The organism is Namhaeicola litoreus, from assembly GCF_042679565.1.
GTDB lineage: Bacteria > Bacteroidota > Bacteroidia > Flavobacteriales > Flavobacteriaceae > Namhaeicola > Namhaeicola litoreus.
Map to the genome: position 1 here is coordinate 205,959 of NZ_JBHTMY010000002.1, position 14,168 is coordinate 220,126.

Below are 14,168 nucleotides of genomic sequence, written 5' to 3' on the forward strand. Positions count from 1 at the left end.
GAAGATGGAGTTGAAAGATCAAATATTAGCCAATAAGTTACCTCAGCACGTAGCTATCATTATGGATGGTAATGGACGATGGGCTCAAAATCAAGGTAAAAAAAGGGTATTTGGACATAAAAACGGAGTGCAATCTGTTCGAGACACGGTAGAAGCGGCAGCAGAAATAGGCATCAAAGTTCTCACGCTGTATACATTTTCTACAGAAAATTGGAGTAGACCAAAGAGCGAAGTGAGTACATTGATGAGTTTACTTGTCAGCTCCTTGAGAAAGGAATTAAAAGTGCTCACTAAAAATAACATCCGACTTCACACCATAGGGAACGTCGGTAAATTACCCGAAAAAGCAAGAAAAGAACTTATAGAAACGATAGAAAAAACATCGGGTAATACAGGGTTAATTCTAAACCTTGCCCTTAACTATGGGGCGCGCGAAGAATTGATAAGAGCAGCTCAAAGCATTTCTAAAAAAATTGTTAATAATGAACTGCTTCCTGAAGAAATTGATGAAAAAGTTATCGAGAGTCATTTATATACCTTTAATTTGCCCGACGTTGATTTTTTGATAAGAACCAGCGGAGAATTGCGCCTGAGCAATTTTCTATTATGGCAAATTGCCTATGCCGAGATGTACTTCACCGAAGTCCTATGGCCAGATTTCAGAAAAGACGATTTTTATAAAGCGATTATCAATTTTCAAATGAGAGAACGACGATTTGGAAAAACAAGCGAACAAATTGAGAATATTAATGAAAAAGCTTAAAAACGCACTTTTACTTTTCTTTTTGGTTTTTACAATTTATCCCACAATAGCACAGCAAGCTCAGGATTCATTAAGCACCACAACCATAGATACAGTTTTACCTGTTACAGTTATTGATACCATTCCTAAGACGAATGATACGATACCAAAAACAAGTGAAAAGATAGACCTTACCAAGAAAAATTACATTCTTGGGGGTATTACTGTTGTAGGTAACGAAACCATTTCGGAACAATCTATTTTGATTTTTTCAGGTCTTGTGAACGGACAAGCGATTAAAATTCCCGGTGACAAATTATCTAGCGCCATTAAAAAATTATGGAATTCAAAACTTTTTAGCAATGTAGATGTATATGCCACAAAAATGGATGGCAATACCATTTATCTTGAAATTGCTGTTCGAGAATTGTCTAAAGTTGGCAAGGTAGAAATCAAAGGCATAAAAAAATCTAAAATCGAAGAATTATCGAAAGAATTGGAATTCCAACCCGGTTCTATGCTCACAGAAAACCTGATTACTACAACTAAAAATCAAATTGCAGATAAATATAAAGAAAAGGGCTTCCTTAAAACTAAAGTAACAATTAGTACAAAGCCAGATACTTCAGCAGTGAATACAGAAAATGCCTTGATCTTGATCGATAAGGGTGAAAAAATAAAAATAAAAGAAATTACTTTTCATGACAATAGCATGCTTTCGGATAATAAGCTTAAGAAAGCCATGAAGAAAACAAAGGAAAAAAAGATTCAAAACATATTTAAATCATCTAAATATATCGATGATGTATACGAGGAGGATCTTTTAAAGGTTGTCGAAAAATATCAAGAAAACGGTTTTAGAGATGCAATCATCGTTAAAGACAGTCTTTCTTTTAATGATGATAATACCATTAATTTAGATATCACCGTAAGCGAAGGGCAACGTTATAAATTTGGTGAAATTACATTTTTAGGAAATACAGTATTTACAGATCAGCAGTTGCAGAACATCCTCAAAATTCAACCAGGCGTAACCTATAACGGAAAATTTTTAAATGAACGCGTAAAAGGAGATGGTACGCCAGAATCTCAAGATATTACGAATACTTATTTAGATAACGGATATTTATTTTCGAGAGTTGATCTCGTTGAAACCGGAGCTGATGATAATGTAATTGATATCGAGGTAAGAATTGTAGAAGATGAACCTGCCACCATCAATAAAGTGACTGTTGTTGGTAACGATGTGACGAATGACCATGTACTTTACAGAGAAATTTATACCCGTCCGGGTGATTTGTTTAGTCGTTCAGACATCATTAGATCTATTCGAGAATTAGGTCAGTTAGGCTATATAGATCCAGAGAATATTGTTCCGGATGTCCAACCTAATTATACCGATAAAACAACCGATATTGAATATAGCGTAGCCGAAAAAGGTTCGAGTCAGGTAGAACTTCAGGGAGGTTATGGAGGTGGAGCTTTTGTAGGTACGCTAGCCCTCTCTTTTAATAACTTCTCGATCAAAAATTTATTTAATATAGACGAGTACAAACCCGTTCCTCGTGGAGACGGACAAAGTATTTCTTTGAGACTGCAAGCGAGCAGATTTTCGAGAACTTACAGTGTGAGTTTCAGTGAACCTTGGTGGGGAGGCAAAAGGCCTAAAGGATTTAATTTCTCAGTTTATAGTTCTAGTCAGTATGCCTTCGATTTTCAATCTAGAGATGTTGATAAAGACCAACGCTTGGATATCATAGGAGCTACAATAGGTTTAAGTCAGCGTTTAAAATGGCCGGATGACTTTTTTACCCTTTCAACTTCTTTAAATTTCCAAAGATTTGTTTTAAATGATTTCTTTTTATCCACTTTTGGATATAACAATGGTACTTCCAACAACATCAATTTTACAGCAAATTTGGGCAGAAACTCAGCAGGACCAAGTCCTATTTATCCGAGATATGGATCTCAATTTAATGTGATTGCAGAAGTAACGCCACCCTATTCTTCTTTCAATGATAAAGAGTATATAAATTTACCAGACGAAGAAAAGTTTGAATGGTTGGAATATTATAAGATAAATTTTATGGGGCGATGGTTTACTCAGATCTATAAGGATTTAATCTTAATGTCTAACGCCGAATTTGGATTTTTAGGAGCTTACAACCAGGATATAGGTGTTTCTCCTTTTGAGCGTTTTTATGTTGGAGGTGATGGAATGGCAACCGGACAATTTGATGGTAGACAAGTCATTGCATTAAGAGGTTATCCTAATTCAAGTTTGACATCTTTTGCAGGTGGAACAGTGTATAACAAGATTTCTTTTGAACTTCGTTATGCCATCACCCTAAAACCCTCTGCCTCCATTTATGCCTTAACCTTTTTAGAAGGTGGTAACTCTTTTGATAGCTTCAAAGAATTTAAACCTTTTGAGCTAAAAAGATCTGCCGGAGCTGGTATAAGGGTATTTATGCCTGCTTTTGGTTTGTTGGGTATTGACTTTGGATATGGTTTTGATGATATTCCTGGAACAGATGAAATTTCGGGTTGGCAGACCCATTTTATAATAGGTCAGCAGTTTTAAGTATTTTACTATATTTGCCAGTGTTTTTGGTCTGGCACGATATTTTCAAGATAAAAAATATGATGATAAAAAAGATTTTTTTTATCGCTTTTTTAATCACAAGTTCTTTGACTTTTGCTCAGAAGGAATTGCGTATTGGATATATAGATATGGAGTATATATTGGATAATGTTCCTGAATACCAAGAAGCGCAGTCCAGATTAAATGAAAAAATTAAAGGCTGGCAAAAGAAGCTTGACGATCTCGAAATTGAGATTGAACAGATGAATACTTCTTTAGCCAATGAAAAAGCTCTATTGACCAACCAAATGATTCAGGAGCGCGAAGAGGATATCGATATCAAGAGACAAGAATTGCGCAAATTGCAAAGTGCCTATTTTGGTCCTTCAGGAGATATGTACCAAATGCGTAAACAATTTGTAAAACCTGTTCAAGACCAGGTGTTTAATTCTGTTCAAGATATCGCAGAAAGAAAAAGGTACGACTTTATCTTCGACAAATCGAGTGATTTGATCATGCTTTATAGCAATAGTAAACATGATGTAAGTGAGTTGGTTTTGAATGATATTGTAAAAGATCGAAAAAGGCAAACTTTAGAAGATAACAAACAAGCCCGCATCAATAAAACGGCTCAAACTGATCCGGCATTAGAAGATGCCGAAATGATAAATGATAATGTCGACTCGGATACTTTTACTGAGGATGAAACCGAAGATGGTGAGGAACAAGAGAAAACACCTGAACAAATAAAAATTGAAGAAAAGGCGGCAAAGCAAGCCGAATTAAAAGCGCGAATCAAAGAACAACAAGAAGCAAGAGAAAAACTGAGAGACTCATTAAAAAGAGTGGCAGAAGAAAGACGCGCAGCAAAATTAAAAGAGATTGAAGAAAGAAATAAACAAAGAGAAGAACTGAAAAAAAACAACAATTAAAATTTTTGAACTATTATTAACAAATTATTGAAAAATGAAACTATTTAAAAATTTATTTTTAGGATTGATTTTGGTAGCGGGTTTGCAGGTTGCGAATGCACAAAAAATCGCGCATATTGATAGCGAAGCTTTATTGATGGCAATGCCCGAAGCAAAAGCTATGGAGGGTGAATTAAAAAAATTATCTGAAACTTATGCTACAGAATACAAAACTCAAGCCACTGCTTTACAAGCAAAATTAAAAAAATACAGTGAAGAAGCTCCTACACAAACTGATGCTGAAAACGGAAAACGTCAGCAAGAAGTAGAAGATTTACAAGCTAGATTGCAGAAATATGGTCAAACTGCTGATCAAGAAATTCAAAAGAAAAGATTTGACTTGTTGAAGCCAATTCTTGAAAAAGCACAAACTGCTGTAAATGAAGTGGCTAAGGCAAAAGGAGTTAGTTATGTATTAGATTCATCTCCTGGAAAAGGACTTTTAGTTTTTGAAGGAGAAGATTTAATGGCTCCGGTAAAAGCTAAATTAGGTATCTAATTTGCAGATTTCAATCTTTAAAAAGCCTCTTTTTGAGGCTTTTTTTTATGGTATATTTTGATTCGTTTATTTTTTCGGAACTAAAAATTCATATCACTTCTATTTTTTTATTTCAAACAAATTTTAGAATTTAGCAAGCTGAATAAATTGATAAGGGTAATTAACTCAGTTGGTTTAGAGTGTCACGTCGACAACGTGGAAGTCACTGGTTCGAGTCCAGTATTACCCACAAAAATAAAAATCCTGTTGCTTTGAGCAACAGGATTTTTTCTTTATCAGATGCCCTTGGTAAAAGATTAAAAAAATGGTACCAGCGAATTAGGGTTTGAACCATGTTGTGTCAAAAACTGATAAATATCATTTTTTTGAACCTTACTCTTGCCTTATCTTTAAGTAAATTATCAACATATGAATATAGTGTTCTACTTTTTGTTCGTTGCGGCAATCATCGCAATTCCCTTCTCTTTAAAAGCCTTGATTAGCTATACCAGCTATATCATTACCTATTACAAGCATAATTCTAAGCTTTTGTACAAATAGGTAAAATTAATAAGGGGGAACCGCAGATTCAATTCCTATTTTATACTAATACAAATAGGAAAAACGCATGATGTTTATTTTCTTTGGTCTTTTTCTGACTAATGAAGAAGTTTTTTATTGCTCATATCCAACCAATACTGCCAATAGACTTATTCCTTGTACCAAGCGGCGTATTTGATATAATTATTGGCTATTCTTTGGATTTCACCCGTAATCAACTCCTCACTGATATCTTTTACCTTTTTGGCGGGTACACCACCAAAAATGGTCCCTGAAGGCACGCGTGTATTTTTTGTAACAACTGCACCGGCCGCTATAATACTATTGCTTTCGATCACGCAATCATCCATCACAATAGCTCCCATACCAATCAAGACATTGTCATGAATGGTACAACCATGCACGATAGCATTGTGTCCAATAGACACATTATTTCCAATTGTAGTTGGAGAGGTTTGGTACGTGGCGTGAATTACGGCTCCATCTTGTACATTGACCTTATTCCCCATCTTTATAAAATGCACATCACCTCTAACGACAGCATTATACCAAAATGAACAATCATCTCCAGCTTCTACCTCACCAACAATGACTGCATTTTCTGCAAAAAAACAGTTATTGCCAAACTTAGGTTCATTTCCATTTAAGGCTTTAATAATCATCCCGATTTATTTAGGTTTAACAAAGGTTTCAAAAATACTAAATAAATTCTTTCGTATTTTTGTGATCAATTTAATAAACTAAAAAATGGTACAAATCAATATAGAAAGAACAAACAACCCAAATATCATTAAATTTGTTTTGAACAAAATGCTGACAGATGGTGCTTTTGAATTTAGCAGCTTGGAGGAAGCCAAAGATTCTCCTTTGGCACAGCAGCTTTTTAAACTTCCTTTCATCAAAAAAGTGTTCATATCAGCCAATTTTATTGCCCTTGAGCGATACGATATGTTAGAATGGGGTGACGTTGAAGAAGATTTGAAAGAAATTTTAACGGCCTATTTTGAACAAAACAAGCCACTTTTTCAATCTGAAAGCAAAAAAGCCATCGAAATTTATGCAGAAGAAACGCCCAATCCAACCGTTCAAAAATTTGTGACGAATCAATTTTTAACCAAACATTTAATCGAAGTTAAAAACCAAGATGATGCAACAGAGGTTCCGCTTGCTGCTGCGCTTTTTCAATTCCCTTTTGTCAAAGAGGTTTTTATCAATCAAAATTATATCTCGGTAACCAGAGATAACAGTGTTGAATGGTTTATGGTAAACAATGAAATGAGACAGTTTATTAAAGATTATTTAAGCAAGGATAATCTTATTGTTACCGAAGCATTTGTTCCCTCAGAAAATCAGAGGAGTGAGAATAGTCTAGATATGAATGCTTTTGATGAAACTTCACAAAAAATCATAAGTATTTTAGATGAATATATTCGTCCTGCTGTGGCAGGTGATGGTGGAAATATCCTGTTTAAATCTTATGACCCTGAGAATAAAATGGTAAACGTCATTTTACAAGGTGCTTGTAACGGATGTCCGTCATCTACAATCACATTAAAAAACGGAATAGAAGCAACGCTTAAACAATTTCTTCCTAATGAAATTGAAGGTGTAAATGCATTGAATTAAAACCAAAATCATGAAACATATTTTATTACTCGGCTTGACTTTTTTCTTAAGTCTGCCCATCATCGCCCAAAACAAAAAAATGCAATTAACATATCCTGAAACAAGAAAAGATAACACGGTAGATACCTATTTTGGTGAAAAGGTAGCAGATCCTTATCGCTGGTTAGAAGATGATTTATCTGCAGAAACAGAAGCTTGGGTAAAATCGCAAAATGAAGTTACATTTAATTATTTGAGTAAAATACCTTTTAGAGAGGATATAAAAAAAAGGTTAACTGAACTTTGGAATTACGAAAAATTTACGGCGCCTTTTAAAGAAGGAGAATATTCGTATTTCTATAAAAATGACGGCTTGCAGAATCAATATGTGCTTTACCGTCAAAAAGAAAATGGAGATCCGGAGGTATTTTTAGATCCAAATACTTTTTCTAAAGATGCTACTACATCTTTAAGTTCCATTTCATTTAGCGAGAATGGAAAGCTAGCCGCTTATGCCATTTCTGAAGGTGGATCTGATTGGAGAAAGGTAATTGTGATAGACGCTATTAGTAAAAAGCAATTAGGAGATACTTTACGAGATATAAAATTTAGTGGCGTTTCCTGGTATAAAAATGAAGGATTCTATTATTCTAGTTACGATAAACCTGAGGGAAGCGAACTTTCTGCGAAAACTGATCAGCATAAGTTATATTACCACAAACTTGGAACCGCTCAAAAAGAGGATCAAGTTATTTTTGGTGATGAATTAAAAAGAAGATATGTAGGTGGCTATGTGACTGAAAATCAAAAATACCTCATCATAAGTGCCGCAGTTTCTACTTCTGGCAATGAATTGTATTATGCTGATTTGACAACAACTGATAAAACAATTAAACCTCTTATTTCTAATGTAGAAAACGATTATAACGTTATAGAAGCTGATGATAAGGCTCTTTATGTTTATACTAATCACAATGCGCCTAATGGAAAACTCGTAAAAGTGAATTTGTCCAAAACAGATCAAAAAGATTGGGTAACTTTGGTTCCAGAAACCAAAGATGTGATGAGTGTCAATTCTGGGGCAGGTTATTTTTTCGTCGAGTATATGAAAGATGCCGTTTCCGTGGTAGAACAATATGACATGAAAGGTAACAAACTCCGAAATATTGAATTACCTGGTATCGGATCTGCCGGCGGATTTGGAGGTAAAAAAACGGATAAAGATCTTTATTACTCCTTTACAAATTATGTTACTCCTGGGTCAATTTATAAATTAGATCCAAAAACGGGAAAATCAACACTTTATAAAAAACCAATTGTTCAATTTAACCCTAATGATTTTACTTCTGAACAAGTTTTTTACACTTCTAAAGACGGTACAAAGGTCCCTATGATCATTACATACAGAAAGGGAACCGTTCTCAACGGTAAAAACCCAACAATTCTTTACGGATATGGCGGATTTAATATTAGCCTCACCCCTAGTTTTAGTATAGTAAATGCTGTTTGGATGGAAATGGGTGGTATTTATGCAGTGCCCAATTTAAGAGGTGGTGGAGAATACGGGAAAGCATGGCACGACGCAGGAACCCAAATGAAAAAACAAAATGTTTTTGACGATTTTATCGCAGCTGGCGAATACCTCATAGAAAACAATTATACATCTAAAGATTATTTAGCCATTAGAGGTGGTTCTAATGGTGGACTTTTGGTAGGGGCAACCATGACGCAGAGACCGGATCTGATGAAAGTTGCACTCCCCGCAGTAGGTGTTTTAGACATGTTGCGTTACCATACTTTTACAGCCGGTGCGGGTTGGGCTTATGACTATGGAACTTCTGAACAAAGTGAAGAAATGTTTCATTATTTAAAAGGATATTCACCGGTACATAATGTAAAAGAGGGTGTGGAATATCCAGCCACATTGGTAACTACAGGAGATCATGATGACCGCGTAGTACCGGCCCACTCATTTAAATTTGCCGCAGAATTACAAGATAAACAATCCGGAAATAATCCTGTTCTTATCAGAATAGAAACCAATGCCGGTCATGGTGCAGGTACACCTGTATCAAAAACCATAGAGCAATATGCCGATATTTTTGGATTTACTCTTTACAATATGAATATTCAATTAGATGATCAATTGAAGAGTTCAACACCTATTTCACATTAATCACTGTCTGAATTTTTCCGTTGATCTCAAACTGATCACCAACTCTTTTTTGCCATAAGGCTCGCCCCAGCGGCGAGCCGGGCGAAATAAAATATACAATTTGTCCGTTTAGCTTAAGCATTCCTAATCCCACAGCAACGAAATAATTATGTTGATCTGTCTGAACAAAACTTCCCAATTCTACCTGCCTTTTTCTCACCGGGCTTATTTGTTTACATAAATTGAGCATTTCTAACCATTCTCCATTTTGGTGACGATTTTTTTGAATTTCGGCATGAATCATAGACCTTCCCGTTTCATATTTATCGCCCATAGAACTTTTTGTCTCATTGAGCAATGATTCTTGAAGTGAATCATATATTGCCCCTAAATCATTCAATTTTTTCTGAATCTTGTCAATGCAAGTCAGTAATAATTTTTCTTTTTCCATTAGAATAGACCTATTTGAAGCTTTTTTGTACTTTTCCTGAAAATTAGTAAAAATGAAACAAATAGTAGTACTGGGTTCTGGTATGGTAGGTAGTGCAATGGCCCTCGATATGGCCAGCTATCACAATGTCATGGTCGCTGACAAAAATTTGGAAAATCTTCAAAAATTAAAGAAAAAAAATAACAAAATAAAAACCATTGTACTGGATGTAACAGATGAATCTGAATTAACTCAAATTATAAAACCAGCAGATCTTGTAATTTGTGCAGTGCCGGGTTTTCTTGGTTTTGAAACCATGAAAAAGATCATAAAAAATAAAAAGAACGTTGTCGATATATCATTTTTTCCTGAAAATGCTCTTGAATTAAATGAATTGGCTATTGAAAATGAAGTAACTGCTGTTGTAGATTGTGGAGTTGCTCCAGGCATGGGAAACATTATATTAGGTCATTATGATAATCTTTTTCAAATAGAAAATTTCACCTGTATGGTTGGCGGTTTACCCGAAGAAAAAAAATGGCCTTTTTACTATAAAGCTCCCTTCTCTCCAGTTGATGTGATTGAAGAATACACAAGACCTGCCAGATATGTTGAAAACGGATTCCTTGTCACGAGAGAAGCATTGAGTGATGTTGAATTAATCGATTTTGATGAAGTGGGCACCCTTGAAGCTTTCAATTCTGATGGCTTGCGTTCTCTTATTTATACAATGCCTCATATTAAAAATATGAAAGAGAAAACATTGCGTTACCCCGGTCATGTAGAATACATACAAGTACTTAAAAAAACGGGTTTTTTCAATAGTAAACCCATTGAAATAGAGGGTAAAAGAATTGCACCAATTGATTTTACGTCTAAAATATTATTTGGAGAATGGAAATTGGGCGAGAATGAAAAGGAACTTACGATCATGGAAGTTGCGATGGAAGGGAAATCTGATGGCCGGTCAAAAAAAATAACTTATCACTTGTTAGACCGATTTGATAAAACCACAAGTACCTCTTCTATGGCGAGAACAACGGGATACACGGCTACTGCAGTAGCAAATTTCGTTTTAGAAGGGCATTTAAATAAGAATGGCATTCTTCCTCCGGAACTGGTTGGAAAAGTTGACGGTTCTTTAAAATATGTACTGAACTATTTATCGGAAAGAGGCGTAGTTTATCATAAAACCGAAGTATGAAAAGATGTACCTGGTGTGGAGAAGATCCATTATATGTAAATTATCACGATACTGAATGGGGTGTACCAGTTTATGACGATCAAAGAATATTTGAATATCTTATTTTAGAAACTTTCCAGGCGGGACTAAGTTGGATAACTGTGCTCAGAAAAAGAGAAAATTTCAGAAAAGCATTTGACAATTTTGACTTTGTGAAAATTAGCTCTTATGATGAAAAAAAATTGGAAAGCTTAATCGATGATGCCGGAATTATTCGAAACAGATTAAAAATAAAAGCCGCAATAAGCAACGCCCAAAAATTCATAGAAGTTCAAAAGGAATTTGGCAGTTTTTCAAAATATATCTGGGCATTTGTAAACCATCAACCCATAGTAAATCATTGGAAAGATATGTCGGATCTACCAGCTACCTCAGAAATCTCTGACCGGCTTTCAAAAGACTTAAAAAAAAGAGGCTTTAAGTTTGTCGGCTCAACAGTGATGTATGCGCATATGCAGGCAACAGGGATGGTAAACGATCATGTGACCCATTGTTTTAGACATAATGAAATCCAATAAAAAAAGATCCAAATTTATGATTTGGATCTTCTAATTCTATTCTGTCAAAGATATAGCGTTTTCCTTGACCGGTATATATATTTCTGTAATTAAATCTGCCGGATTAGGTGTATTGATAGGTGAATTTACATATATTTCAAACGGTTCACCTTTATCATCTATATCGTAATCAGGTAATTTTGCTGCTTCGTCATAAGCTTCTGTCCAAGCATTTTCAGAATTCTCATAGCCACCCTTTAAAGTGGTTTTAAAATACATGCCTCTTTCCATAAAACCAGAAACAATGTCACTTCCAATGGGTGTAATCATTTTTTCAGAAATAGGATAACAAACCGAATACATGGCAGTGCCACCTTCTTCATCAAATTTGTGATAAATAGTAAACGGACTACCTGTAGTTCTTACATTATTAGTATTTACAAAATTATTTACTTTAAGCATCATAAGTGGATATTTAGCGCCAATTTCTTCAATCGAGCTCGAAGTAGTAGTAAACAAGAAAAAGCCACCGCTATAATCTACTAAACCATTGTGCGTAATACTAAATTCTTTCACTTTCTTTTGAATTGTATTGTCTAATAATTCTAAACCCCTCTCTTCCATTGGACCCATATTTTCTTCCATACTTCCTGCCATAAATCTGGAGAAAAAACCTAATTCACCTTTCATAGTCCAGGTTAATTTTGTTCCGCCATCCACTTTTTCAAGTATCCAATCATTTTCTGAAAGCATATCACCAAAAGGAGTTTCGAAAACAATTTCCTGATCTATTCTGTTGGGTTTATCTACACTAATCGTTTTCATCATCCCTTTGCCATCTTTACCAGTCCAGGAGTAACTTGCCCCCTCACCTACTGTATTTGCAGGGTACGTTTCTTGAATAGTTGAATCTTGTTCATACCAAGGACCCCAAGCTTCCCAATTCTTGTAATCATTTAATTCATTAAAAACCAACTCCGACTCTGCATTAATCACTCTTGATCGAGTGACTTCATATTTTCCATCTAAAGTGGCCAAATAAATGGCTCCAATTACTATTAGAATTAAAATAAGTAAAAGAATGTATTTTAGTATTTTCATAAAGTTTATATTAGATAGTATATCAAATATAGCAAAATTGTAGAATTTTCTGAGTTTTGTTTAAATATTCATGATTGTCCAATAAATTTGAGTAACGAAAAATAGGTTAGCGTCTTTGGACTATTTAGTAATTCCATAATAAAAATGTAATTTGCACTTTGAAATTTTAGTAAAAAATTGATGGAAGGTGTTGTTATAAAATCTACAGGAAGTTGGTATACTGTTCTTGCTGGAAATCGCGAAATAGCTTGTAGAATTAAGGGTAAATTCAGGATAAAAGGGATAAAAAGCACCAACCCGGTAACCGTGGGAGATCATGTTACCATAGAAATGGAAGAAAATGAGGAAAACGGAGTGATCACTCAAATTCATGATCGCAAGAACTATATCATTCGAAAATCTGTCAATCTATCTAAACAAACACATATCATCGCAGCTAATATAGATGTCGCTTTTTTATTAGTTACACTTGATGAGCCACCCACATTCCCTGCCTTCATCGATCGCTTTTTAGCAACGGCAGAAGCCTATGATATTCCGGCCATACTTTTGTTCAATAAAATCGATTTGTATACTTCAGAAGAGCTGATTCAAAAGAAAGATAAACTCATTGAACTTTATGAGAAAATCGGTTATAAATGTATAGAAATTTCGGTAAAAACAGAGTTGAATATAGATTTAGTGAAACAAGAAATGATAGGAAAAGTATCTATGTTTACCGGACATTCAGGTGTTGGGAAGTCTTCACTTATCAATAAAATTTCACCCGATTTGGATTTAAAAACAGCTGAAATCTCAAATCAGCACAAACAGGGGCAGCACACAACTACTTTCGCGGAAATGTTTATCCTTCCCACAGACCCTGAAAGTTATATCATAGACACACCAGGCATCAAAGGTTTTGGTGTAGTAGATTTTTCTGACGAAGAAGTAGGTGATTTTTTCCCCGAAATATTTGCCTTAAAATCGTTGTGTAAATTCAGTAACTGTATTCACGTAAATGAACCCAAATGCGCCGTTAAAAAGGCTCTAGAAGAGGGTGAAATTGCAAATTCTCGGTACCGCAGTTACCTGCAAATACTTGCAGGAGAAGAAGAGCATTACAGGACAGATTTTTTCGAATAGATAGCATTCTTAACAACATTCCAATAACTCTCTAAAAATCATTTATTTAAATATATTTTGTTAAAAAAGTTAATTTTTTAGTTTTATTATTAAAAATAATGTCATTAATTAGCCAATATTATTTTTCCCCCTGCGTTCATAATTCTATGAATTTTTAATTTTTACTCAGCTTCAGGGTTGCGAATTTAATCCTAAGCTCTTTTAGGATGAAAGCAGTTATTCAAAGGGTACTTCAAGCCTCAGTTTCAATAGACGGAGAAATTTTCAGCCGGATCGATCAGGGTTTACTCGTTTTATTAGGAATTTCTAATGAAGATGACGAGAATGATATCGCATGGCTTTCCAAAAAAATTAGTCAATTAAGGATTTTTAATGACGAAAATGACGTGATGAATAAATCGCTCATTGATGTGAATGGCAACGCTCTTGTTGTTAGCCAATTTACTTTATTGGCGAGTACTAAAAAGGGTAATCGCCCTTCCTATATACAAGCAGCAGGTCCTGATATAGCTATTCCTCTCTATAAAAAATTTGTTGCTCAATTTGAAAGTGACCTAGGTCGAGAAATAAAAACGGGCATTTTTGGTGCCGACATGAAAGTTTCTCTGGTAAATGACGGGCCAGTAACCATAATAATTGACACCAAAAACAAAGAATAAATTTCAAATTCTATTAT

Annotated in this window: 14 protein-coding genes and 1 tRNA gene; 12 read left to right on the top strand and 3 right to left on the bottom strand. The window is 34.7% G+C overall.

All coding sequences use genetic code 11. From position 1 onward, the window contains the following. Nucleotides 1-4 precede the first annotated feature (4 nt). The 6 genes from ACFQ39_RS02790 to ACFQ39_RS02815 all read left to right on the top strand — a co-directional run bounded on the left by ACFQ39_RS02790 (nucleotide 5) and on the right by ACFQ39_RS02815 (nucleotide 5,336). Nucleotides 5-763 (top strand): isoprenyl transferase, encoded by a 759-nt coding sequence (locus tag ACFQ39_RS02790; RefSeq protein WP_377176222.1) that lies wholly within the window; start codon nucleotides 5-7, stop codon nucleotides 761-763. After that, complete coding sequence (gene bamA / locus ACFQ39_RS02795; RefSeq protein WP_377176224.1) at nucleotides 750-3,326, top strand: outer membrane protein assembly factor BamA; 2,577 nt, start codon at nucleotides 750-752, stop codon at nucleotides 3,324-3,326. The genes ACFQ39_RS02790 and bamA overlap by 14 nt, the downstream gene beginning before the upstream one ends. Before the next feature lie 59 nt (nucleotides 3,327-3,385). Beyond that, nucleotides 3,386-4,258 carry an OmpH family outer membrane protein gene (locus ACFQ39_RS02800; RefSeq protein ID WP_377176227.1) on the top strand — a complete coding sequence of 291 codons (873 nt, stop codon included), beginning with the start codon at nucleotides 3,386-3,388 and terminating at the stop codon, nucleotides 4,256-4,258. A gap of 34 nt (nucleotides 4,259-4,292) precedes the next feature. Next, a complete protein-coding gene (locus ACFQ39_RS02805) occupies nucleotides 4,293-4,796 on the top strand; it encodes an OmpH family outer membrane protein (RefSeq protein WP_377176229.1) in 504 nt (167 codons plus the stop codon). 154 nt (nucleotides 4,797-4,950) lie between these two features. Next, nucleotides 4,951-5,025, top strand: a tRNA-Val gene (locus tag ACFQ39_RS02810). Nucleotides 5,026-5,204: 179 nt separating this feature from the next. Beyond that, a complete protein-coding gene (locus ACFQ39_RS02815) occupies nucleotides 5,205-5,336 on the top strand; it encodes a hypothetical protein (RefSeq protein ID WP_377176230.1) in 132 nt (43 codons plus the stop codon). A gap of 149 nt (nucleotides 5,337-5,485) precedes the next feature. Here ACFQ39_RS02815 and ACFQ39_RS02820 read toward each other — a convergent pair whose 3' ends face one another. Continuing rightward, entirely contained in the window at nucleotides 5,486-5,998 is a 513-nt protein-coding gene (locus ACFQ39_RS02820) for a gamma carbonic anhydrase family protein (RefSeq protein WP_377176232.1), read from the bottom strand. 85 nt (nucleotides 5,999-6,083) lie between these two features. Between ACFQ39_RS02820 and ACFQ39_RS02825 the strand changes: the two genes are divergently transcribed. Both ACFQ39_RS02825 and ACFQ39_RS02830 read left to right on the top strand, forming a co-directional pair. After that, nucleotides 6,084-6,962, top strand: coding sequence for a NifU family protein (locus ACFQ39_RS02825; protein ID WP_377176234.1), 879 nt, complete (start codon nucleotides 6,084-6,086; stop codon nucleotides 6,960-6,962). Between the two features lie 10 nt (nucleotides 6,963-6,972). Continuing rightward, nucleotides 6,973-9,117 (top strand): prolyl oligopeptidase family serine peptidase, encoded by a 2,145-nt coding sequence (locus ACFQ39_RS02830; RefSeq protein WP_377176236.1) that lies wholly within the window; start codon nucleotides 6,973-6,975, stop codon nucleotides 9,115-9,117. Here the strand turns inward: ACFQ39_RS02830 and ACFQ39_RS02835 are convergent. Beyond that, nucleotides 9,104-9,547, bottom strand: coding sequence for a hypothetical protein (locus ACFQ39_RS02835; protein ID WP_377176238.1), 444 nt, complete (start codon nucleotides 9,545-9,547; stop codon nucleotides 9,104-9,106). The genes ACFQ39_RS02830 and ACFQ39_RS02835 overlap by 14 nt on opposite strands. 52 nt (nucleotides 9,548-9,599) lie before the next feature. Here ACFQ39_RS02835 and ACFQ39_RS02840 point away from each other — a divergent pair, with 52 nt between their 5' ends. Further along, complete coding sequence (locus tag ACFQ39_RS02840) at nucleotides 9,600-10,730, top strand: saccharopine dehydrogenase family protein (RefSeq protein ID WP_377176240.1); 1,131 nt, start codon at nucleotides 9,600-9,602, stop codon at nucleotides 10,728-10,730. Then, the gene (locus tag ACFQ39_RS02845) at nucleotides 10,727-11,287 is read left to right on the top strand and encodes a DNA-3-methyladenine glycosylase I (RefSeq protein ID WP_377176242.1); all 561 of its coding nucleotides are present in this window, start codon (nucleotides 10,727-10,729) and stop codon (nucleotides 11,285-11,287) included. Before ACFQ39_RS02840 ends, ACFQ39_RS02845 begins: the two co-directional genes overlap by 4 nt. A gap of 36 nt (nucleotides 11,288-11,323) precedes the next feature. Here ACFQ39_RS02845 and ACFQ39_RS02850 read toward each other — a convergent pair whose 3' ends face one another. After that, the gene (locus ACFQ39_RS02850) at nucleotides 11,324-12,367 is read right to left on the bottom strand and encodes an SRPBCC family protein (RefSeq protein WP_377176245.1); all 1,044 of its coding nucleotides are present in this window, start codon (nucleotides 12,365-12,367) and stop codon (nucleotides 11,324-11,326) included. 180 nt (nucleotides 12,368-12,547) lie between these two features. Here ACFQ39_RS02850 and rsgA point away from each other — a divergent pair, with 180 nt between their 5' ends. Then, nucleotides 12,548-13,492: a ribosome small subunit-dependent GTPase A gene (gene rsgA / locus ACFQ39_RS02855; RefSeq protein ID WP_377176247.1), complete on the top strand. Its 945-nt coding sequence runs from the start codon at nucleotides 12,548-12,550 to the stop codon at nucleotides 13,490-13,492. A 206-nt stretch (nucleotides 13,493-13,698) separates the two neighbouring features. Beyond that, nucleotides 13,699-14,151, top strand: a complete 453-nt coding sequence (gene dtd, locus ACFQ39_RS02860; RefSeq protein ID WP_377176249.1) for a D-aminoacyl-tRNA deacylase — start codon at nucleotides 13,699-13,701, stop codon at nucleotides 14,149-14,151. Nucleotides 14,152-14,168: the final 17 nt, after the last annotated feature.